The organism is Haladaptatus cibarius D43, assembly GCF_000710615.1.
Taxonomy (GTDB): domain Archaea; phylum Halobacteriota; class Halobacteria; order Halobacteriales; family Haladaptataceae; genus Haladaptatus; species Haladaptatus cibarius.
The window spans coordinates 408,268-428,693 of record NZ_JDTH01000001.1 but is presented as its reverse complement, the minus strand read 5'-3'; the positions used below and the strand labels follow the sequence as shown (position 1 = coordinate 428,693).

At 57.7% G+C, this 20,426-nt stretch carries 23 protein-coding genes; 11 read left to right on the top strand and 12 right to left on the bottom strand.

The window, feature by feature from the left end:
• Window positions 1-10 precede the first annotated feature (10 nt).
• Window positions 11-805 (bottom strand): formate/nitrite transporter family protein, encoded by a 795-nt coding sequence (locus HL45_RS02190; RefSeq protein WP_049970061.1) that lies wholly within the window; start codon window positions 803-805, stop codon window positions 11-13.
• Between the two features lie 188 nt (window positions 806-993).
• On the opposite strand from HL45_RS02190, the gene hjc reads away from it, so the two are divergent.
• The gene (gene hjc / locus HL45_RS02185; protein ID WP_233274688.1) at window positions 994-1,485 is read left to right on the top strand and encodes a Holliday junction resolvase Hjc; all 492 of its coding nucleotides are present in this window, start codon (window positions 994-996) and stop codon (window positions 1,483-1,485) included.
• 43 nt (window positions 1,486-1,528) lie between these two features.
• Here hjc and HL45_RS02180 read toward each other — a convergent pair whose 3' ends face one another.
• Window positions 1,529-2,212: a hypothetical protein gene (locus HL45_RS02180; protein ID WP_049969466.1), complete on the bottom strand. Its 684-nt coding sequence runs from the start codon at window positions 2,210-2,212 to the stop codon at window positions 1,529-1,531.
• 776 nt (window positions 2,213-2,988) lie between these two features.
• Here HL45_RS02180 and HL45_RS02175 point away from each other — a divergent pair.
• The gene (locus HL45_RS02175; protein WP_049969465.1) at window positions 2,989-3,192 is read left to right on the top strand and encodes a DUF7472 family protein; all 204 of its coding nucleotides are present in this window, start codon (window positions 2,989-2,991) and stop codon (window positions 3,190-3,192) included.
• 47 nt (window positions 3,193-3,239) lie between these two features.
• Here the strand turns inward: HL45_RS02175 and HL45_RS02170 are convergent, their stop codons facing one another.
• Entirely contained in the window at window positions 3,240-4,307 is a 1,068-nt protein-coding gene (locus tag HL45_RS02170; RefSeq protein WP_049969464.1) for a DNA primase large subunit PriL, read from the bottom strand.
• A 145-nt stretch (window positions 4,308-4,452) separates the two neighbouring features.
• Between HL45_RS02170 and HL45_RS02165 the strand changes: the two genes are divergently transcribed.
• Window positions 4,453-5,040 carry a DUF7474 family protein gene (locus HL45_RS02165; RefSeq protein WP_049970059.1) on the top strand — a complete coding sequence of 196 codons (588 nt, stop codon included), beginning with the start codon at window positions 4,453-4,455 and terminating at the stop codon, window positions 5,038-5,040.
• A gap of 45 nt (window positions 5,041-5,085) precedes the next feature.
• Here HL45_RS02165 and HL45_RS02160 read toward each other — a convergent pair whose 3' ends face one another.
• Window positions 5,086-5,829, bottom strand: coding sequence for a DNA polymerase sliding clamp (locus HL45_RS02160; RefSeq protein ID WP_049969463.1), 744 nt, complete (start codon window positions 5,827-5,829; stop codon window positions 5,086-5,088).
• A gap of 422 nt (window positions 5,830-6,251) precedes the next feature.
• On the opposite strand from HL45_RS02160, the gene HL45_RS02155 reads away from it, so the two are divergent.
• Window positions 6,252-7,010: a 23S rRNA (uridine(2552)-2'-O)-methyltransferase gene (locus HL45_RS02155; protein WP_049969462.1), complete on the top strand. Its 759-nt coding sequence runs from the start codon at window positions 6,252-6,254 to the stop codon at window positions 7,008-7,010.
• A 39-nt stretch (window positions 7,011-7,049) separates the two neighbouring features.
• On the opposite strand, the gene HL45_RS02150 is transcribed toward HL45_RS02155, so the two are convergent.
• From HL45_RS02150 to HL45_RS02135, 4 genes are all read right to left on the bottom strand, one after another.
• On the bottom strand, window positions 7,050-7,505 hold the full coding sequence (locus tag HL45_RS02150) for a hypothetical protein (RefSeq protein WP_049969461.1): 456 nt from the start codon (window positions 7,503-7,505) through the stop codon (window positions 7,050-7,052).
• Window positions 7,506-7,567: 62 nt separating this feature from the next.
• Window positions 7,568-8,293 carry a queuosine precursor transporter gene (locus HL45_RS02145; RefSeq protein ID WP_049969460.1) on the bottom strand — a complete coding sequence of 242 codons (726 nt, stop codon included), beginning with the start codon at window positions 8,291-8,293 and terminating at the stop codon, window positions 7,568-7,570.
• On the bottom strand, window positions 8,286-8,459 hold the full coding sequence (locus tag HL45_RS02140; RefSeq protein WP_049969459.1) for a ribbon-helix-helix domain-containing protein: 174 nt from the start codon (window positions 8,457-8,459) through the stop codon (window positions 8,286-8,288). The genes HL45_RS02145 and HL45_RS02140 overlap by 8 nt, the downstream gene beginning before the upstream one ends.
• Before the next feature lie 46 nt (window positions 8,460-8,505).
• Window positions 8,506-10,986 (bottom strand): twin-arginine translocase subunit TatC, encoded by a 2,481-nt coding sequence (locus tag HL45_RS02135; protein ID WP_084156776.1) that lies wholly within the window; start codon window positions 10,984-10,986, stop codon window positions 8,506-8,508.
• A 94-nt stretch (window positions 10,987-11,080) separates the two neighbouring features.
• Here HL45_RS02135 and tatC point away from each other — a divergent pair, with 94 nt between their 5' ends.
• The gene (gene tatC / locus HL45_RS02130; protein WP_049969458.1) at window positions 11,081-11,944 is read left to right on the top strand and encodes a twin-arginine translocase subunit TatC; all 864 of its coding nucleotides are present in this window, start codon (window positions 11,081-11,083) and stop codon (window positions 11,942-11,944) included.
• A gap of 207 nt (window positions 11,945-12,151) precedes the next feature.
• On the opposite strand, the gene larE is transcribed toward tatC, so the two are convergent.
• The gene (larE, locus tag HL45_RS02125) at window positions 12,152-13,051 is read right to left on the bottom strand and encodes an ATP-dependent sacrificial sulfur transferase LarE (RefSeq protein WP_049969457.1); all 900 of its coding nucleotides are present in this window, start codon (window positions 13,049-13,051) and stop codon (window positions 12,152-12,154) included.
• Window positions 13,052-13,212: 161 nt separating this feature from the next.
• On the opposite strand from larE, the gene HL45_RS02120 reads away from it, so the two are divergent.
• The 5 genes from HL45_RS02120 to HL45_RS20245 all read left to right on the top strand — a co-directional run bounded on the left by HL45_RS02120 (window position 13,213) and on the right by HL45_RS20245 (window position 18,137).
• On the top strand, window positions 13,213-13,476 hold the full coding sequence (locus tag HL45_RS02120) for a hypothetical protein (RefSeq protein ID WP_049969456.1): 264 nt from the start codon (window positions 13,213-13,215) through the stop codon (window positions 13,474-13,476).
• Between the two features lie 103 nt (window positions 13,477-13,579).
• The gene (locus tag HL45_RS02115; protein ID WP_049969455.1) at window positions 13,580-15,559 is read left to right on the top strand and encodes a MutS-related protein; all 1,980 of its coding nucleotides are present in this window, start codon (window positions 13,580-13,582) and stop codon (window positions 15,557-15,559) included.
• 95 nt (window positions 15,560-15,654) lie between these two features.
• Window positions 15,655-16,374 carry a TIGR00266 family protein gene (locus tag HL45_RS02110; protein WP_233274661.1) on the top strand — a complete coding sequence of 240 codons (720 nt, stop codon included), beginning with the start codon at window positions 15,655-15,657 and terminating at the stop codon, window positions 16,372-16,374.
• Between the two features lie 94 nt (window positions 16,375-16,468).
• A complete protein-coding gene (locus tag HL45_RS02105; RefSeq protein ID WP_049969453.1) occupies window positions 16,469-17,650 on the top strand; it encodes a pyridoxal-phosphate-dependent aminotransferase family protein in 1,182 nt (393 codons plus the stop codon).
• A 64-nt stretch (window positions 17,651-17,714) separates the two neighbouring features.
• Complete coding sequence (locus tag HL45_RS20245) at window positions 17,715-18,137, top strand: hypothetical protein (RefSeq protein WP_144239985.1); 423 nt, start codon at window positions 17,715-17,717, stop codon at window positions 18,135-18,137.
• A gap of 13 nt (window positions 18,138-18,150) precedes the next feature.
• On the opposite strand, the gene HL45_RS20240 is transcribed toward HL45_RS20245, so the two are convergent.
• From HL45_RS20240 to HL45_RS02095, 3 genes are all read right to left on the bottom strand, one after another.
• Window positions 18,151-19,182 (bottom strand): hypothetical protein, encoded by a 1,032-nt coding sequence (locus HL45_RS20240; RefSeq protein ID WP_144239984.1) that lies wholly within the window; start codon window positions 19,180-19,182, stop codon window positions 18,151-18,153.
• Between the two features lie 109 nt (window positions 19,183-19,291).
• Window positions 19,292-19,501 (bottom strand): hypothetical protein, encoded by a 210-nt coding sequence (locus HL45_RS02100; protein ID WP_233274660.1) that lies wholly within the window; start codon window positions 19,499-19,501, stop codon window positions 19,292-19,294.
• Window positions 19,498-20,112 (bottom strand): DUF3267 domain-containing protein, encoded by a 615-nt coding sequence (locus HL45_RS02095; protein ID WP_049969452.1) that lies wholly within the window; start codon window positions 20,110-20,112, stop codon window positions 19,498-19,500. Before HL45_RS02095 ends, HL45_RS02100 begins: the two co-directional genes overlap by 4 nt.
• A 110-nt stretch (window positions 20,113-20,222) precedes the next feature.
• On the opposite strand from HL45_RS02095, the gene HL45_RS02090 reads away from it, so the two are divergent.
• Entirely contained in the window at window positions 20,223-20,423 is a 201-nt protein-coding gene (locus tag HL45_RS02090; protein WP_049969451.1) for a hypothetical protein, read from the top strand.
• The last annotated feature ends 3 nt before the right edge of the window (window positions 20,424-20,426 follow it).

Here is a 20,426-nt window from a genome sequence, read left to right as displayed (position 1 = left end):
CGCCTTCTTTCTATTCACCGCCGCGAACGACGTGGCTGTACTTCAACAGCGCGACGAACACGGTGCCACCGATGGCGTTGCCGACGGTTGCGAGCGCGAGGAATCGAAGATAGTGAAGAAGTGTGATTTCCGCGGACACGACCGTACCAGCCAGTACCTCGACGTTGCCCGCAATCGAGTGCGGGAGGTGGGCGACGCCGATACTCATCGTGACGAGCCAGATGGCGAATATCCGTGAGGTCGTTTCTTGGGACGCGGAGAGAAGCCACGAAAGTAGGCCCATCATCCACCCGGCGAGGACGCCGCCGGCGAGCAACACGAACGGCCCGTGGTCAACGAGTTTCTCTGCGATGTCCACGAACGCGCTTGTTTCCGCGATGCCATAGGCCGGGGCAAGGTACGCCATCGAAACGGCGAACATCGCACCGCCGACGATGTTGCCGAGATAGACGATTCCCCACAGGCGTCCGAGTTGCTTGACGGTGGCTTTTCGGTCGAGAACGGGCAACACCGCCAGCGTCGTGTGTTCGGTGAACAGTTCCGAGCGTCCGAGGATAACGAAGATAAAACCGACGGCGTAGGCGTTAGCGATGAGAAGGGTCGTCAACGGCGTTCCCCACGAACTTCCGACGAGTGTCGCCAAGACGACCATGAGCAGAGGGCCGAACCCGATATCCAATCCCGCCGACAGCGCGGAGAGAAACAGGCCGTTCGTGGGGCGTTCGAGTTCATTCAATCCCTCATCTATCTGTGATGCCAGAATCGACTCCCTCGGTTTCTGCTGGTCAGTGGGTCTGTCCTCGATTTCGGCGGTGTCGAGGTTCTGTGAAGTCACTACTATTCGGAACAGGAAGCGAGTCCAAAAATTATCCGGCCATCGGAGAATCGAGGTGTTGTCGGTTCGTTTCACTTTCACATCGCTTACGAGGGACTTAACACGCCGAAAGAACCATTTCCCACAATGAGCGAATCGGTGGCCATGCGGGGGCTATGGTGATGGCGAACGCGAAAGGCGATAGGCGGGAGCGCGAACTCGTCAACAAGTTGGACGAGGAAGGATTCGCGGTCATGCGCGCTCCTGCAAGCGGGGGTGCGACCCAGCGCGAACTGCCGGACGTGCTGGCCGGAAACGGGGACGTGTTCTACGCCATCGAGGCGAAATCCAGTTCCGGCGACCCGATTTATCTCTCCGGAGAGGAGGTCGAAGCACTCGTCTACTTCTCGCAGAACTTCGGCGCGAAACCGAAAATCGGCGTGCGCTTCGACCGCGAGGATTGGTACTTCTTCCACCCGGCGGACGTACATCAGACCGACGGGGGAAACTACCGAGTGAAAAAAGAAACCGCGCTGGAGGAGGGCAACCCGATGGTCGCCCTCCAAACCGACGACGAAGACGAGGGGTCGGAACACGAAATCGGCGACGTGTTGAACGCAGTTGCGGAAGGAATCCTCACGGTGGAAGAAGCGGAAGAGATGCTGAAGTAGGAACTGGCTCGAACGAGAATTTCGGCAAAAAACAACGGCGTGACTACTCGACCGATATCTCCGAAAAATCCGTCAGTTCGGACTGGTCGGCGGGCGGCTCGGGACGCCGGAGCCGCGAGCACGGGAACGAATATCGGCGCAGGTGCGACGGTTTCAACTGCTCGGGGCGCAGTCCCGTCGGAATCGGATAGAGGACTTCAACCACGGGGTCACTCTCCGGGTAGCTCTCGTTCGCGGGGTACTCGGCCACGGTACAGTCCTTCCCGGGCACGTCCACGGAATCGGCGCGGTACCCCGGCATCTTGACGACGACCATGAGGTCACCCGTGTTTCGGTCGATGACCGCTTCGCCGGGGTGGAGTTCGCAGTGGTCACAGAAGTGGATTGCATCCGCTTTCTGTTCGTCCACGAAAACGGTCGATTCACAGCGGGCGCATTCGACCGCCTCCTTGCCCGGCGGCGGAACTCGCCCCTCGTTGATTTCGATGGCCACCCGACGGAGGTGTTTGCACCGAACCCCGCGCATCATGTGGTCGGGGCAGGTACATCGCCCGCCGAGCAGGTCGGCGAAGTAGGTGTGGTCGCTCTGGCTTTCGACTTCGTACAGACCGCCACCGAGCGGCGTGACGGCCATCCGCTCCGCTCTGGCGCGCTGTGAGCGAGGGTCAGTCTCGCCAGTGTCCGCCAGCGGAGCCAACGATACTTTTCTGGAAGCTGTTGTGTTCATACTAGTGCTTCCTCCTACGCGAAACGAATACGGCGAAAATCGGCGCGTTCCGACGTCTCTACGCTCGTTTCTACGTACTAACTGTACGCGCCGGACGGTCGTAAGGCTTTCACCCGTTTTCACACATCGGTCGTGTATTTTTGCGTGGTTTCGACGGTAATGGCTCGTTGAAACAGGACGCATGGAGGTGGTTTTCGAAAGTTCGCGTTTGGTTTTGTGAATTTCCGATTGTGGTTTTGCTTCTTCAGTTGTGACCGCAGTTGCCGACTCCAACGAAACCGCCACCGTATGCAGGCGGGTGCGCCGACCACTGGCGCACCTGCCTGCCACGTCCCCTCTCCTCCCCGCGTGGTTGGACGCTTCGCCGACCGCTGGCTCAGCGTCCACCCGGCGCGTCCAGTGGGTTGGTCAGTCTGCCGTTTTCGAAATCTACACACCCGGCTTGAGGACGCGCAGTGAGGGGGTCTGCGCCAGCGGTCGGCGCAGGCACGCGAACGTCGGGGAGGGCAGGGGAAACGAGGCAAGCGGTCTGCCTCGATTGCGAGCGGGGAGGGACGACCCGCGAGCGCCGCTCCGCATACGGTCATGTGGAGTCGTGACTTGCAGTCACAGCATCCGAGAATGTAGCTGTGCTCACGAAGAGGTAATCGAGAACCGCGGAATCCCCGTCACTGACAAAAGCAGAGAGTCACGGTTAATTGAAACCGCACTCGAAGAATTCTCGCTCTCGGCTTCGAAACGGAGAACTTTTGACCGAACCGTGGGAAACGCCAAACATGAATATCGAGGGCGAGACGATTCGTGACATCGTCGTCTCCGTCGTGTCGGTCGGTCTATTTATCGCAGCCACAGTTTTCGTCGGCACTCAGTACGACAGCGGCGGCCTCACGGAACAGGGCGCGCTCGCACTCGTCGCCGTCATGGTCGGCTTCGTGTTCCTGATGACCGGCGTCGGTCTCTGGCTAGCGAATCAACACTAAGCGTCGAAAAGAAGAACCGCACCGAGGAGTCTGCCGACCGAGCGTGACTACCGGTCGCGCCAGTCCGTCACGGCCCCGTTCTCGTCCAGCGCGTCCTCGTAGTAGACGAGGGGATGCGTAATCGTCTCACAGCGGTCGTCTTTGTTCACGCAGTCGCCGTAAGCGTCCAGCGTCGCGCAACTGGGCGGGGCGAACTGCGCGCTTCGCTCGTCGCGGACACGTTCGACGCGGTAGCGCAGGCGATCTGCACGCGACGAATCGCGCACTTCACAGAGCGCCAGCACCTCGTCGGCGTCGAGTCCAATGCTGGCGAGAAACGATACGAGCGAAAACTCCGATGCGGGAGCAAGCGATTTCCCATCCCGCATATCCGTGAGCAGCGCCTTCATACACGGCGGGAAGAATCCGGGCGCGAGCGTGTCGATGTCGTGTGAAAAGTCCGCGTCGGTAAAGGACGATTCCAGTTCCGCCACTTCCGCCGAAAGCGCATCCGCGATTTCCTCCGGCACGGAAAGCGGGAGGTCAGAGGCGATTCGTTCTTCGGCCGCGGCGCGAAGCAGTTCGTGGAGTTCCGCCTGCGACACCCCGACTACGCCGTCCGAAAGTCGCCGCGAAACGAGTCGCCAGTCGTCGCCCGGAAAATCGCCGACGAGCGAGAGATAGGTGCCGACCGCAACGCCGAAATCGTCCTCGCGTCTCGTCACCGACCCGGAAAGGTCGAAATCAGAAAGGAGCGATTCGAGCGTGAGCGAGGTACCTTGCGTGCTTTTCAGGCCGTCGTCGGACGATTCGAAATCCCCGACGAACTGCTCGTAGGCCGTTCCCGCCTCCGCACTGGCGTACTTTTCGACTGCGCCGGGGGCATCGAGCAGCGACACCAACATCCGGGCGATGGGATACGAGAGGACTTCCGCGGTCACACCCCATCGCGGGCCGTCTGCGGGTGAACGAACCGTCCCGTCCAGCAGTGCGCGGCGCACGCGCTCCACGCCACGCTCGACCGCGGGATGGCGGTCACCCTCGCCAGCGATGACTTCGGCGAGGACGAGATTCGCGTCCCGAACCGCCTCACGGGAACTCGTGAGGAACGGGTATCGGGCGTGGAGCGAGTTCATACTCGCCAATTTGTGCGGTCACGAATAAACGCGACGGTCGCTCGGTAACGGACGATTACCTCGATTTGGGAGAATGGAAACGCGAGATTTCCAGAGCGCGCTGGAATCCAATCATCTATTACCGCCGCGCGAGAAACCGATTTCTGTGCCACGTTTCGCGTATCCGTGTCCCGACTGCCGAACCACGACGAACCTCCACGGTCCGGACTGCCGGTTCGACGGCGAACCGTGGGCCGACATCGAGAAGTCGTACACGGACATCGTCGCGGTGCTCTCCACCGATTCGCACACGGAAGAAGAGCTTCGTGAGACGATTCACGGGCGCTGGGATGGCCTTCACGCGGCGGCGCTGAGTCGCCTCAAACACGAAAAACGAGTGGTCGAAAGCGACGGCGCGCTCCGCCTTCTCAGCGCAGAGGAGTTCCGCGAGACGGTGTCCGAACCGAGTTTCGAACCGATGGAGACGATTTACGAGAAAGGGAGCGTTCCCGGAACCCACGACAACGCCGTCTTCGCCATGATTGCGTGGTACGAAATGGTCGGCCTGTCGTGGCCCGAAACACGCGAAAACGTCGTCGAGTGGCTCCACAAAAGCGGGACGTGGGGACGCGGCGGATTCGAAGAATCCTCACCCGAGGAACTGGTCGAAAACAAGCGTCACGTCTACGAGGCGGGCTACGGATGGAAGGAAAAAGCCCAGTCGGCGAAGGCGGTTATCGACCGGAATCTGTGATTTCGGTCGGTATCGAACGAACAGGAATAGAAACGAATCGCGTCGTTAGTCGCTCTGAATACGCGGTGCGAGCATGTACGTCACTTCGCCCATGCCTTCTGCAGTCTCGAAATGAAGTTTCAACGGGAACTCCTCGCCGAGGTCGATGGTCACTTCGCCGTTTTTCGGGAGCGCCTTGTTCATATCCTTCAGATAGTCGAGACTGAACAAGGAGTGGGCCGGGCCCGCGGTGAGGTCGATGAGGTCGTCGGTGTCGAGTTTCAAATCGACGTTGTCGGTGTCGCCTTCCGCTTCGACGTAGAACACGTCCTCGTCTTCGTCAACGCCGAGTGCGATGTGGTCGGAAACCATATCCGCGGCTTTGACGGCGCGGTCGATGTCCGAGCCTTCGACGACGATGGTCGCCGGGAGGTCTAAGTCCGGAATGTCGGGTTCCTGCCGGATGGAGTCGGGGTCGATGAGTGCGAGAGTGTACTCCAGTCCGTCGATTTTGATGTGAAGTTTGCGGGTTTCTTCGTCCAGTTCCAACTCGATTAGTTGGTCGGAACTGGCCATTCCCGCAATGCTTTCGAGTCGGTCAAGATTGACGCCGATGACGCCGCCGTCCGCTTCGTAGGATTCGAATGCCTCGTTGGAGAGTTGGAGGTCAACCATGCCGACGTTGGCCGGGTCAACCGCCTTGATAGCGAGGCCATCCTCTTCGAGGTGGATTTTACACTCATCCACCAGTACGCCCACGGAATCAATCGTCGTCCGGAGCGTATCCGCGCTCACGATAGCCTTGAACATGTTGGCGATTGCTACGAAACGGCGGCATAAAAAGTCACCCGTTCGCGCGCGCGACGTGTGCGTATGACAAACAGTTTGTGCCCATCTTACCGCCTGCACACGATTATTACGCTCGATAACAAACAGATTTTTGATAAACGTTTTACGGGAGAAGGTACTCTTCTCATATATGTCGCAGGAGTGGCGGCCAGAAGGATACACGCTCGATGAAGATGACCCACGTTGGGGAATATGCGACTATTGCAATAAGAAAGTCTTCGTCGGCGGGAAGAATAAATCGGATCTCGTCCGGCATCAGGACGAGTGTGAACATCGCTGACACGAACTTTCCGGTGGTTATTTTTCATCGAGAAGTCCTGACTACGAGGACGACGGACGAACGAAGGGCGTTTACGCCTCGGAACGATACCATTTAGCAACAAATGGCTCGCAAAGACCAGTACTACAATAAATCCAAACAGGAGGGTTACCGCGCTCGGTCGGCCTACAAACTAAAACAGTTGGACGAGGAGGCGAACCTCATCGACAGCGGCGAAACGGTCATCGACCTCGGTGCCGCCCCCGGCGGGTGGCTACAGGTTGCAAAGGAGACAGTCGGCGACTCCGGAACCGTCGTCGGCGTTGACCTCCAGCGAATCGACGAACTAGACGGCGTCGAGACGATTCGCGGCGACATGACCGAGGAGAAAACGCGCGACAAAGTCCGCGAGTCGGTCGGCACTGCCGACGTGGTACTCTCGGACATGGCACCGAATATGACCGGTGAATACAGTCTTGACCACGCCCGCTCTGTCTACCTCGCCCGGCAGGCGTTCGAGACGGCGCTAGAGATACTCGATAGCGGCGGCGACTTCGTCGCAAAGGTGTTTCAGGGGCCGGATTTGGCCGACCTGCGCGCCGACATCGAAGGCGAGTTCGAATACGTCAGGACGATGAGTCCCGACGCTTCGCGCGACGAATCCTCGGAAGTGTATCTCGTTGCTCGTGGCTATCTCACCGCACCTGTCGAAGCGGGCGACACCCTCGAAGTGACCATCAAGAACGTCGGAAGCGAGGGCGACGGCATCGCAAAAGTCGAAGGCTACACGCTGTTCGTTCCGAGCACGGAGGCCGGTGAAACGGTCGAAATTCGCGTCGAGGAAGTCAAACCGCGATTCGGCTTCGCCCAGCGAATCGACTAACTCGTTGGTCGATTCGCGCGAAAAGCGGTTTGCGACTCGTCACGAGCGTGGGGCCGCGAAGATGAAGAGCGAAGTCACGATTCCGAACAGTCCGAGGAGAGTCAATCGCACGACGCCAAATCCGTCGGGATTCAGCATCGGAATCGCCGCAAACGCGGCGATTCCGACGACTGCGAGCACGGCCGCGAGAATCCGGTCGTACTTCTCGTCGTACTCGATATTCGCGGCCCGAACCCACGGATTTTCGTCCGGGTCGCTACTGTAGGTGCGTCGTCGCCGCTCGATTCCATCCACGGTTCTGACGGCGTAGAACACCCGCCGCATGGACACCAAAATAGCGCCGAATATCGCGCCGACGAACAGGCCCACAACGAGATTGTCGCCGCTCCCGAGGGTGGCCACGGCGAGTCCGAAACCAAGCGTCGGAAGGAGAAACAGGCCAACCAGTTCCAGCATATCGACGACTGGTACCGTTTTCTCCTGCGGAGATTGCATCAGTGTATTGGATACTATTTTCTCATCACGTATAGCTGTATCCCGAAAATAACGAATCGCCGTCAGTCCGTCGCAGTCGAATACGGCAGTGCGTGACCTTGCGAGCGCAGATAGCCGACGACGGCGTAAACGAACGGCGTGTCGATGGCCGCGATGAGCAGTTTGAAGATGTACTGTCCGACGATGAGCGAGAGGATGACGTTTCCGGGGAGTTGCGCCCCGATGCCGAGATACTGGGGGAAGACGAAAAACGCAACAGTGACGAAAATGACCGTGTCGATGGCCTGACTGCTCGCCGTCGAACCGATGTTGCGCGCCCAAAGGTGCGCGCCGTCGGTGAGTTCGCGGATTTTGTGGAAGACGAAAACGTCCCAGTTCTGGCTCACAACGTAGGCCAACAGACTACCGACGACGATTGGCGTACTCGCGCCAAGGACGGTTTCGAACATCGCCGGGTCAACGCTAGACTGCGCCGCGGGCGCTTGGATGGTTGACCAGACGAGGACGAGCATAACGAAGTTCATGACCAAACCGACGTTCACGAGTCTCGTCGCGGCGCGTCGTCCGTACAACTCGGAATAGCAGTCCGACGCGAAGAAGGTCAGCGCGTAGGCCAACGCCGCACCCGGAAGAACCAACGCGTCCTTGGTAATCGGGAGCGAAAACGGAAGGCCAAAGGCCAGTACTTTCGCGGCGGTGAGTTGGGCCGTCACGAGGGCCGTGACGAACAGTCCGGCGATGGCGAGTTGGCCGGTGGCGAGAGCGGATTCTGGCCTTCTATCAGTCATCCTGTAATCTCCCGTGGCGCTCGTCTATCTCGTCTAAAACGTCCAGCATCTTCCTGACGGAGGCACGAATCGCCTCGCTTCGGTTGACGAATTTGCCGTCCTCACCGACGTGTGCATCCAAGTCGGCCAGCAGTTCGTCGGGCACTTCGACGCTTATCTTGCTCATACCAGAAGAATATCGGAAGAATACAATAAGTCGTTCGGGACGAGCGTTATCGCTGTCGCGCTCGGTGAGACCGCACCGCGAACGCAACCAGTCCGACGACGAGCGAGACCAGCGCACTAGCCACCGAAGCGACGGTGATGGCGGTTGTTCGGTCGCGTCCGAGCAACTGCTCCACCAACAGCGACTCCGGTTGAATCGCGGTCGGAAGCGCCGAGAGGAAGGCCTGATTCAGCCAGACGTCGCCACCACCGAGGAAGAAGGCGTACACTGCGAGGAAGCCAACGGTAGCGATTCCCAACAGATGGAGACCTTTCGTTCGGATGAGGCGACTGGAGCCGAGCATCGCCAGTCCCAGTCCGTACGCCAGTGAAGTCGGGATTGCGACGAGGAACATCGTGTAGAGGCTGTCCGGCGTCACCAGTCCCGCGATTGCGAAGGTTCCGACGACAAACACTCGCCAGCGGTTGCGCATCGACTCGTAGCTGAGGATGCCGCCCGTGTGGAACAGCAACATCGAAACCGGGATGTTTGCGAGCAGGCCGATACCGACTGTGGTGAAAAAGACGAGCCAGAAGAAGCTCTTCACCCGGTAGGAGATCATCATCTCCGCGGCGTGCGCGTCGGTAACGAGCCACGAAATAATGCTCGGCGCGATGAGTCCGTAACCGATGGCACTCCCGACGGCGAGGCCGATGAAGAGCGCCAGACCCCAGACGAAGAACACGTTGCGGTTCCCCTTGACGAGTTTGCGCTCTTTCATCGCGGGCCAGCCGTAGTACAGCACCATCGGAAGCACAGAGACGGCGGCGAGCAGGGTACTGATTTTCACCTCGAAGATAAGCGCCTCGACGGGGTGAAGCGTCACGATGTTGAGCAGGTCACCCTGTCGAACGATTTCCTGCGGGACGCGCTGCGTGAAGTCGTCGTTGATCTCACCCATACCGCCGTTGTAGAGCCAGACGAACACACCCGCAAGGACGAGCATGAACATCCCGACGATGCGGAACATCTTCGACGTGAGGCTCCGGAAGATGAACGCGATGTCGTAGTAGTAGCCGCCGATGTCGTCTTCCGTCGTTTCGTCGTCGGTAAAGGCGTTTGCCATCCCGGCGGCCGTGCTTTGAACGACGTTTCCGTCGTCGTCCTTATTATGCTGTCTCGCAACGTCCTCGGCGAGTGGAGCACCGTCGGCGTCGCGGGCTTCGGGGTCTTCTTCTTCCTCGTCCTCTTCGTTGACTTCGTCCCAGCGGTCGAGGATGAGCTGTGCTTTGTCGGGGTTATCGTTCTCCATCGCGGTGCGCGCGTGGTCAAGCGACTCCCCTTCGCTCATCTCCTCGAACACTTCTGGTGGGGCCGCTCGAACGCCCGCCGAATCGAGTTCGTCAACATCGAGCGCGCTCGGCGCACCCGATGGCTCCATCGTCGAACCGGCTTCGAGCGAGGCGAACAGGAAGTAGAGAACTGCGATAACGATTCCCAAGAGCGCGAATCCGGCGACAACCGCGATAATGGCCGTCTCTCGCGGAAGACCGAGGAACTGCTGAAGGGTCGGGATGTCGTTCACTGGGCGGTACTCCGCCGGAAGCATCGGAAGCAGTTCGTTCTGGACGTAGAGGCCACCACCCTGCGAGATGAACAGGTACGCTCCGCCACCGGTGACCAGCATGATGCCGACGATGTGGTTCCACTTCTCCCGAACCGTCCTTCCGAGGCTTACCTCCTCACTTCCGCGACGGATGGTGACGACGATTTTCGTCAGGTAGAGGCTGAACGCGTACAGGACGAGCAGTGGCGCGGCCCACATAATCTGCGTGAAGGGGTCTGGCGGGGAGAAAAACGCGCCGAAGACGAAGATGCCGATGACCGCGTATCGCCACTTGTCGCGGAACGTTTCGTAGCGGACGATGCCCGTGTAGCCGAGCGAACTCATGACGAGGGGCATCTCGGCGGCGAGGCCGAACGAAAGGGTCAGAACGAGAACGAACTCCGTCCATTCGACGATGCCGTAGTTCGGGCTGAATCCCGCGTTGACCGCGTTCTCGGCGAGAAACCCGAACATTATCGGGAAGAAAAGCGAGTAGCCGTAGGAAAGACCCCCGATGAAGAGGACGATGGCGAGGACGACCATCGGGAAGATTTTCCAGTACGAAATCGAGAGGTCGGGGTACCATTCGCGTTGTCGAAGCGAATCGCGGCTAAGATACAGAAGGACGGGAAGCGCAATGAGTGCACCGGCAATCATCGCTATCTTCGCTTGCAGGAGGATGACGTCGAAAGGCGTCACCGCGACGATGTTGACTTGGTTCATTATTCTGTCCGGCATCCCCGAAGTCGTCACATCCTCCAAAAATGGCCAGACAGCCATCGACATCGCGTAGAACGAACCGAGGAAGCCGAGAACGAATACGATAAAGACTTTTTGCAGATGCTTCTGCGCGCTCGAAAGCATCGCACCAATCGTCTCACGGCCGCTGGCGACCGTCTTCGCGGTATCTTCGCCGATAAGGCTGTTCCCCGAGGTAGACATTCCTTGCGAATGGTAACCCCGTCCCAGTTATCAATCTTCTCGTCTCGCAAGATGAAGAAAGCCTATAATAACCCGGATGCTTAGCACCGGGTGAATGGGCGAAGAATCGGAGGCGTCGGCAGGAAGTAATCTATCCAAGACTCCGGCCCCGGAGGAGGGTCGAGAGCCGCCGGAGGAGAAAGAGCACCTGTACGCGCCGGAAGACCCGGAGCCGGCAGTCGAGCGACCGAGCCAGCCGACGAGCGACCAGGAGATGCCGCTGGCCGACCACATCGAGGAGATGATAAAACGGCTCGCGGTCGTCCTCATTATAGCTGGCGTCGTGAGCGTCGTCACCCTCCCGTTCGCGGAGAGAGTCATCAACTTCCTGTGGTACTCGGTGCTTCCGGTTGACCCCACCACTCGTCCGCGACTCTACCACCCGCTCGCGCTCGTCATGACGGAACTCAAGGTCGCCAGTCTCGCCGGAGTTCTCATCGCTCTGCCCGTGATGGTGTACCAGACGTACCTGTTCATGCGCCCCGGTCTGTATCCGAACGAGCGCCGCTACTACCTCGCCGCAGTGCCGACAAGCCTCGTCCTCGCCTTCGTCGGCGTCAGCTTCGCCCACTTCCTCATCCTGCCAGCCATCTTCACTTACTTCCTCTCGTACACGGATAACGCGGCCGTCGTCGATGTCGCGTTCGGACTGACAAAAACGTTCGACCTCATCCTGATGATGATGGGCGTGCTGGCGGTCGTGTTCCAGATTCCACTGCTCATCATGCTCGCCATCATGATGGGGCTGACGACCCGGAAATGGCTTGCGGACAAGCGGCTGTACTTTTGGAGCGGTTTCCTCGGCTTCTCGTTCCTCTTCAGCCCCGACCCGACGGGAATGGCACCGTTCCTCGTCGCGCTCACCATGGTCGGCCTGTTCGAAGGAACGCTCCTGCTGTTGAAGTGGACGGGCCGGTAACGGCCTCCTGTTCTGTCTTCACAACAAAATATTCCAGCCGTACAATGACGGCTTTCGGAACTCGTAACCGGCTTATAACTAAGGGAGGTGGTTACGTATCACGTGGTAGCGTTCGTGCCTGTGCCCTTAGCTCGCGTGCCAGCAGCTACAGACCGCAGTTCGCGTGCCAGCAAACTGCCACCCGTTGGGTGCGAACGCCGTCGATTTCTATGAATCACCGGTCGGATAGTCGGTGCTAAACACGTCTTCGACCAGCGGTTCGTCGGTGTGCTTCGACTCGCTTTCAGCATCCGCTGATTCGCCTTCCGGACTCACGCTCCCCGTCCTGTAGCCACCTAAATCGAGCGTAACGTGGTCGAAGCCGAGTTCCGTGAGATAGTTGCGGGCGGCACTGGCGAACTCCTCATCCAGCGCGCGTGAGAGTTCGTCTGCACCGACTTCGATACGCGCGAGGCCGTCGTGGTCGCGGATGCGAAACTGGGAGAATCCCCACTGTCGAAGGAGGGTTTCCGCGTGCTCGATTCGGGACAGCCGTTTTTCCGTCACCTCCAAGCCAGTCGGAATCCGAGAGGAGAGACACGCCATCGCGGGTTTGTCTGCGACCGAGAGGTCGTACATGTCCGCGATTTCGCGCACTTCGGCTTTCGAGATGTCGTGTTGAAGAAGCGGCGAATAGGCGTCGAGTTCTTCCACCGCGCGCAAACCGGGGCGGTGTCCGGCGTCCACGTCGTCGGCGTTCGTCCCGTCACAGACGATGTCGATGCCGAGTTCGCTCGCGCGCTCGAACATCGTCCCAAGTCGCATGGTTCGGCAGTGATAACAGCGGTCGTCGTCGTTGGCGACGAACACGGGGTCGTCCAGTTCGCTGAACTCGGCGATTTCGTGCCGGATTCCGATTTCCTCGGCTACTTCGTTTGCGTCTTCCAGTTCGGCGTCGGGAAGTGTTTCGCTCTTTGCGGTACAGGCGACGGCGTCGTCACCGAGTGCATCGTGCGCAAGGGCGGCGACGACGCTCGAATCGACCCCGCCGCTGAACGCGACGAGGACGCCGTCGCGATCGGCGAGGTCTGCTTTCATCGCGGCCAGTTTCTCCTCGACGGTCGGCATACAACGTCCTCGCATCTACGCACGCAAAAGCCCCTCGTGATGGAAGTCAGGAAGCCGGAAAGAAACGAGTGATTCTACTCAAACGATGTGAGGTGGGAGAACGAGGCATTAATTTTATCTCTGATTTAATATTAAATAATTATAAATGGAGTTATTTATGTATGTCCCACGATAACACAGACGGCTCGGAGACGAGTCGCCGAACGCTCCTCAAAGCAATCGGTGCTGGTGCAGTCGCGGGCGCCGGAATAGCCGCTAGCAGTGCAACAGGCGCAGCAGATCCCTCGAACTGCTACACCGAGTACGACTGTAGCGGTGCGGAATATCAGTACAGAGACGCCTACCAGCGATACAGTCGGCAGTGCTGTGACTACGGCGATGGCACATACCAGTGCGGAAGTTGGGAAGAAGACGGTTGCTGTTAGGCAGCAAGTGACAAAACGCCAAATCGGATTTCTATTTACTCTCCACACAATCCCGCCTCGCGTCGGGAACGTTTTTTATGGGTGACGAAATATCACGGAGCGAATGGATTTCGAGGCGATACCGGGTGTCGGTGCGAAGACGGCCGACGCGCTCGCGGAACTCGACGGCTCCGTAGACGCGCTTGAAACCGGCGATGTGGCCACTCTCGCACGGGCACCCAACATCTCGGAGGGGCGCGCCGCGGCCATCGCGCGCGCCGCAATCAGGATTCGACACGACGACCCCGGCGGCTTTCTCGCAACCGACAGATCACGCGAACTGTACCGTGACGTTCTCACCCTGCTCCAAGCGCGAGCCGTCACGACCTACGCCGAAAAGCGCCTCGAAACGCTGTACCCCAGCGCGACGGCCTCCCGAATCGAGGAGGTGCACGAGTTCACCGCGCAGGCGATGGAACGAGAACCGACGGCCGAGGTTCAGAATGCATTGGCGGACGTCGAACCCCTGTCGAATCCGCGCGACGTGACCGTTCGCGACCGCTGTCTAGCGACGACGGACGCCGAGCGGTACGCAAAAGCCCGCAAAAAGATTCCCGAACTGCCCGTCGAAGTGGTCGAAGACGCCCGCGAGTTGGCCGAACTGGCGCGCGGATACTCCACCGTCGTCGCGCTGGACGAATCGTTCACGGGCGTCACCGTCGAAGGAGACGTTCGCGTCGAACCCGGCGCGCTGGAAACTCCGTCGGAACTCGTCCCCGAGCGACCGCTCGCCTTCTTCGCGGAAAATCGGGACACGCTTCTCGCCGCCGTGGACGTGCATCAGGTCGCGGGAATGGACGCACCGCTCGACATCGAAGAACTGGAATCGGCGCTCGCCCGCGTGACGACGGACGGCAACGTGACGGGCGACGACGAACTGGCCCGTTTGACCGATGCGATTTCCGATTTGGACGCTGGCGTGTCGATGGCGGAAAGCGTGGCTAACGACCGCCTTCGGGACGCGATTCGGGAGCGCGACGTGACCATCGAAGGCTCGGATTTACTGTCCTTAGTCGAACAAGGTGCAGGTGTAGATTCCCTCCTTTCACGCGAACTGGCGGACGAGTACGACGCCGCAATCGAGTCGGCACGAGGGCATCTGATTGAGACGCTTTCGTTGGACGCTGGCGAAACAGAAATCGCTCGGCAGTCGTTCCCCGACGAACCCTCGTTTCCGGTCGAACACGACGAGAGCGTGATTGCGCGTCTCCGGGAGCAGTTGGAGGCCGAGAAATCCCGTCGGGAAGAGCGACACAAACGCGACTTGGCGCGGACGCTTGCGGACGAACGCGAGTCGGCGGAGGAACTCGTCCACGCCGCGCTCGAACTGGACGTGGAACTCGCGGTTTCGCGGTTCGCGCGGGATTTCGACTGTGTGTTACCGGAGTTCGAAACTGGTGGAAACGGCTTCGAAATCGTCGGTGGACGGTCGCCACTGCTGGACGTTGATTTTGCTGCGGTCGAACCGGTCGATTACGGCGTTTCGGGCGTCGCACTTCTCTCGGGAGTCAACAGCGGCGGGAAGACCTCCACGCTCGATTTGGTGGCCCTCATCGTCATCCTCGCCCAGATGGGGCTTCCAGTGCCCGCCAAATCGGTTCGATTGGGCCGATTCGAGGAACTGCACTATCACGGCAAGACGCAGGGGACCCTCGACGCCGGGGCGTTCGAGAGCACGCTTCGGGAGTTCGCCTCCCTCGCGGACGGGGAGACGGGCCGACTCGTGCTGGTGGACGAACTCGAAAGCATCACGGAACCCGGTGCCAGCGCGAAAATCATCGCCGGGATTTTGGAAGAACTCGGCGAGCGCGACGTAACCGGCGTGTTCGTCTCCCACCTTGCAGACGAGATTCGTGACGTTGCCGACGAGGATGTTGCAGTGGACGGCATCGAAGCCAAGGGGTTGGTTGACGGCGAACTGGTCGTCGAACGTTCTCCAGTAAAAAACCATCTTGCGCGCTCGACGCCCGAGTTAATCGTGGAGAAGTTAGCAGATGGCGGTGAAAGTGGGTTTTACGAACGACTGCTTGAGAAGTTCGAGTAGGAAACTTATCGCTCCGTTCCTCCGTCGCAATGTGCATCTCGGATACATGCTTCGCAACTAGCACATCAAACACGCGTCAAGAGGCCACGAGGGCTATGAATCTTCATCCCGTGGTTCGTGCGAGTATGGAGTACGAAATCACGAATCAACCGGGGTTCGCACAACTCGATATGACACTGGATACGGAGGAGGAGATTCGGGCCGAAGCAGGGTCGCTGGTCAGCCATTCTCGGGGAGTGGAAATCACGGGGAACGAAGCTGATGGAACAGACTCACCGAGCCATGTACTGCAGGAGAGTAACCGACCGTTCGCCACGACGTTCACCGCGGAACGACCCGGCACCGTGACGCTAGCACCGCCGTTTCCGGGCGATATCTTTCACTTCAAACTGCGCGACGAAATCCTGTACGCTCCCTCCTGTTCGTTTCTCGCGGTCGAGTTCGGCGTCGAGTTCGACGCCGAATTTGGCGAAAACGAAACGTTCGTGGAGTGCGAAAACGACTTCCTGCTGGAACTGTCGGGTACTGGGTCGTCGTTTCTGTCGAGCTACGGCGCTCTTTCGGTCGTCAGTCTCGACCCCGAAGAACGGTACGAAGTGGACACGGGTCACGTCGTCGCGTTCGAGGAAGCGGTCGATTTTTCGGTTCGCCGGGAGAGTAGCGTGACCTCCGTCTCTGGACACGGCGACGGACTCCTGTGTGAGTTCGAAGGACCGGGAACCATCTGGACGCAGTCGCGTAGTCCAACCGCACTTCTGGCGTGGGTCGTTAGAAACAACCCCGGAAGCGGCGGAAACGCTTCGACGGACGAATAGTGAAATTATCGCCCGGTATAATTTGACGCGACGACAAGTGGCGGAAATTGCGCTCCGCACGACGCTTATTTAGTGGGAGGTTGAACGAACCTGTATGCGAGAGGATTTTCTCCTACTCAACCCCGGCCCAGTTCCCCTCGCGCGTGAGGTTCGAACCGCGATGAGCGAACCGATGGTTTCGCACCGCTCCGCCGAGTTCGAATCGGTGTACGAACGCGCACAGAACAGTCTCGATTACATCTTCGAGCGGTCGTCGCTCGACGGAACGAAAACAACGAGCGGGGGAACTAGCCTCGTCTTCAACGGCACCGCAACGATGGCGATGGAGGCCGCTGTGGCCAATCTCGCTGGCGAAGGTGACGAAGTCGTCACCGTCGTCAACGGAAAGTTCGGTCGGCGATTCAAGCGAATCGCCGACCGATACGCGAACGTCACCCCCGTCGAGTTCGATTGGGGTCACTCCATCGACCCAGAAGCAGTCGCGGAGGCCGTCAGCGACGACACGAAAGTCGTCACGATGGTTCACAACGAGACGAGCACCGGCCTCCTCAATCCGGTCGCCGAAGTCGGCGAAATCGCGGCCGAACACGACGCCTACTTCGTCGTTGACGGCGTCACCGCCCTCGGCGGCGACGAGTTCCTCGTTGACGACTGGAACGTCGATGTCGCGGTTACGGACGCGCAGAAATGTCTCGCGGCCCCGCCGGGCACCAGCGCGATGTACGCCACGCCGCGCGCACAGGAGGCCTTCGACGGCGAGAATGCGCCGTTTTACGAGGATTTGGACTGGCATCTTCGCAAGGCGGAGTCCCACCAGACGCCGTTCACGAGCGCCGTTCCGCTCTTCCGCGGCCTCGCGGTTGCAGTGGAGAACATCGAGGAAGAGGGCATGCCGGAACGGATTTCCCGCCATCGGAGCCAGTCGCGGGCGTTCCGCGCCGCATTCATGGCGATGGGGCTGTCGATGTTCCCCGAGAAAAACGAGGAATCTGCGTATTCGAACACCCTCACTGCGATTTCGCTCCCCGCAGGCGTCCGCGAGAATCCGGACGCCTTCTTCGACGCGGTGACCGACCGCAGTGTCAGCATCAGCGGCGGGCAGGCACATCTCGGCGGCGAGATATTTCGCGTAAGCAACATGGGTAATCTCTCGTCGGAGCAGATTCTTCGCGGCGTCCGAGCCATCGGCGAGGCGTTCCACGAAGCTGGCGAAGACGTGGACTTGGAGGCCGGGATGGCCGCCGCGCGCGAACGTTTGAACCAATCGACAAACTGAGCCTATAGTAGTAAAGAGATTGTACAGCAGAAAACTTTAACATGGTGTCACAATATATTTGAACATGAAACGAAGAGAAGTCATTTTCTCTACTGTTAGCATTTTATCTTTGGGTGGTTGTAGTAGTATTGGAGAAGAAAAAAGCACAAAATTATCAGATATATCTATATTAAATTTGGACAGTTCCGGGCACACACTAAAATTAAAAATAAAAAGTGGAGAAGATATAAAATATAATAAGGTGATGAATTTGCCCAAGAGTTCAGAAATAGGAACCAGCGAAAATCCAGCACCGGTAATCAATGAAGATTGGATGAACGAACCATCAACATTTACTATTAAGGCTCGAGTAGAAAACAACGACTGGCATGAACTGAAATTGCCAACAAGTAACCGACCGGGTTCATGCTACTGGGTAGTAATTAGAATTAGAGAAGATGGCTCCCTTGAGATGCCATACGATGCAAACGCGAGTGGATGTGAATAACTCGTAGGTTAGATTAAAACTGTGTACTGTGTGCGCAGAGTGTCATGGGATACCGTTCAACTATGTTCACTATTTCTTGGCCTCTTGCCCGGAACAATCTTTTTTCTTCTGCAGTTGGCTCACGGACGCCATATTTTTCCTTTTCTTTTGTAGTCATACTTAGTGTCGACGGTAGTCCATAGAAATCTTCTTGTTCTAAACCTGCTGTACTAGACCTGAGCATATTACTATCAGAATCTTCTATTTTCGCCGTAGAGTATGAGGGATCGGTAGGATCACCAATTAGTCCTGGTGGGTCACCACTAATGAAGTCTATTTTGTTACCAAGACCATCTGCAGTACTTCGGACAGACCATGATGTAGTAGATGATGATTGGTGTCTGATTACTGGATCCATTTGGTGACTAACGACATCATGTACTGCACCAGAATATGCCCACTCCCATTTTTTCCGATCGGTTGGCTCATAATAGTTGTCAAAATGGTTTATCATATTTGAAACTAATTGTGCAACTGGAATTGACCGTCCAATCGTGTTTGATAGCTCTGAGCCTGCCTGTCCTAGCAGAGTTTCAAAAACTGACTCTACCGTTCCAGAACCTCCAGAACCTGGCGAAGCTCCAACATACGGAGAGTCATTATCTTGAGCGTAGTCTACGTTGATACTAGATTCTGTAGCATCCCACTCGAATAGTTGTGCATTTAGTCCATTAACTTTGTCCCCGTTTTTATTCGTTTGGCTAGCAATGGAAACCAGGTTGTAGCTGTGATTGTAACGCCCATCAGCTAATTCCTGCGTTCCCAGGTGGTCTACTGAGGTTGTCACGCTGATTGTATCATCTGAGTTAATAAGGTCGCTTTGCTCAGAGGTATAGGTGATTGAAGAACCTCCTCCACCACCGCTACATTGAGTACTTATATCCGAACTACAAATGACAGGATCTGCATCTGCAACTCCTGCGATACTCAAACTGCTTAGTCCTAAACCCGTGGCACCAATCTTTCTCATAAACGATCTTCTTCCGCTATTTGGTTTTCTAACCATACAGTTGATATTATTGGTCTAATCATATATTAATATATTAATCCATACATTAAGTATTTGAATAAATTATCCAATATTATATTTGTTAAAATGGTATAATCTTCACGTACTATACTTTTGAGAAATTAATTATAGAATAGAAGAATAAGAAAAGAACGAGCGCGAACGAGAGAAACATCGTCGGCGCGGAGAGATATCGTGCGGTTTCGTAGGAAAGCAGAAGCCGACCGAATCCGAGCAGGAGAAAACTCAGGAGAATGAGGGCGAACGTCCCGAGTCCCAACAGAACGAACGTGCGCTTTTTCATCGGTTTTTTCATGGTTTCCCGACACCTATAGCGGTGTCGTTCGCCGGTTCGAAGACGTAGCTGTGTCGAATATCCGTATCGTAGAGGACGGTTTCGGATGGCATCCGCCAGAGTCGCCACAGGAGGTATAGGTCGCCGACCGACCCCGAGGTGTTGATCAGCAGGGCGAAATACGCCGCCAGTGCAACTGGCATCGGCCCAGCCAGCAGTGGAATCCCGACGAGGGTCATCACGACGAGAGGCGCGACTCCAACCAACATGTTGTCCCGGCGCGTGACGAACTGGCCGAACGCGGCGGTGTAGAGCGCCGGAATCCGCGGTTCGAATCCGTAGGAGACGCGGTAGCCCAATCGCCGAAAGACGAGTCCGTGAATCGCTTCGTGGACAACCAGCGTGCCAACGAAGACGCCAAGTCCGGCGAAAAGCGGGAGAAAATCGCGCCCATTGCTGATGGTAATACTGACGCTGAGTTCCTCCGGTCTACCCTGAAACAACCAGAGCAAACCACCGAATCCGATTGCGGCGGCGACGAACACGATGACGGAAAGCACCCCGAGCAGAAGCGACGAATAATGAAATCGGGTCGGTTGGCGGTATCCGGCGGGAGTTTCGGGCGGGGACATACCAAGATAAATACAGTCTATCACCTTTGCCGTTGCGTGCTAATTGGTATCCCGGCAGAGTAAGACGCTGATTCAAAAATACTTTCTTCGAAAACTGAAACGATTAGTCGATGACAGACATTGATACGCCCAACATCAACCGAAAACTGGACAAAATCGCCAAACTGCTGGCCCTCCTCGTTCTCTTCGAATTTCTCAAAATGGCCGAGAAACTGCTGACGATAACGGCAGATGGTGGTATCTTCCTCATACTCCTCATCATCGTCGTATTCGTGCTGTTGGTGGGGATTCTTGCCATCATGACGAGTTGAATT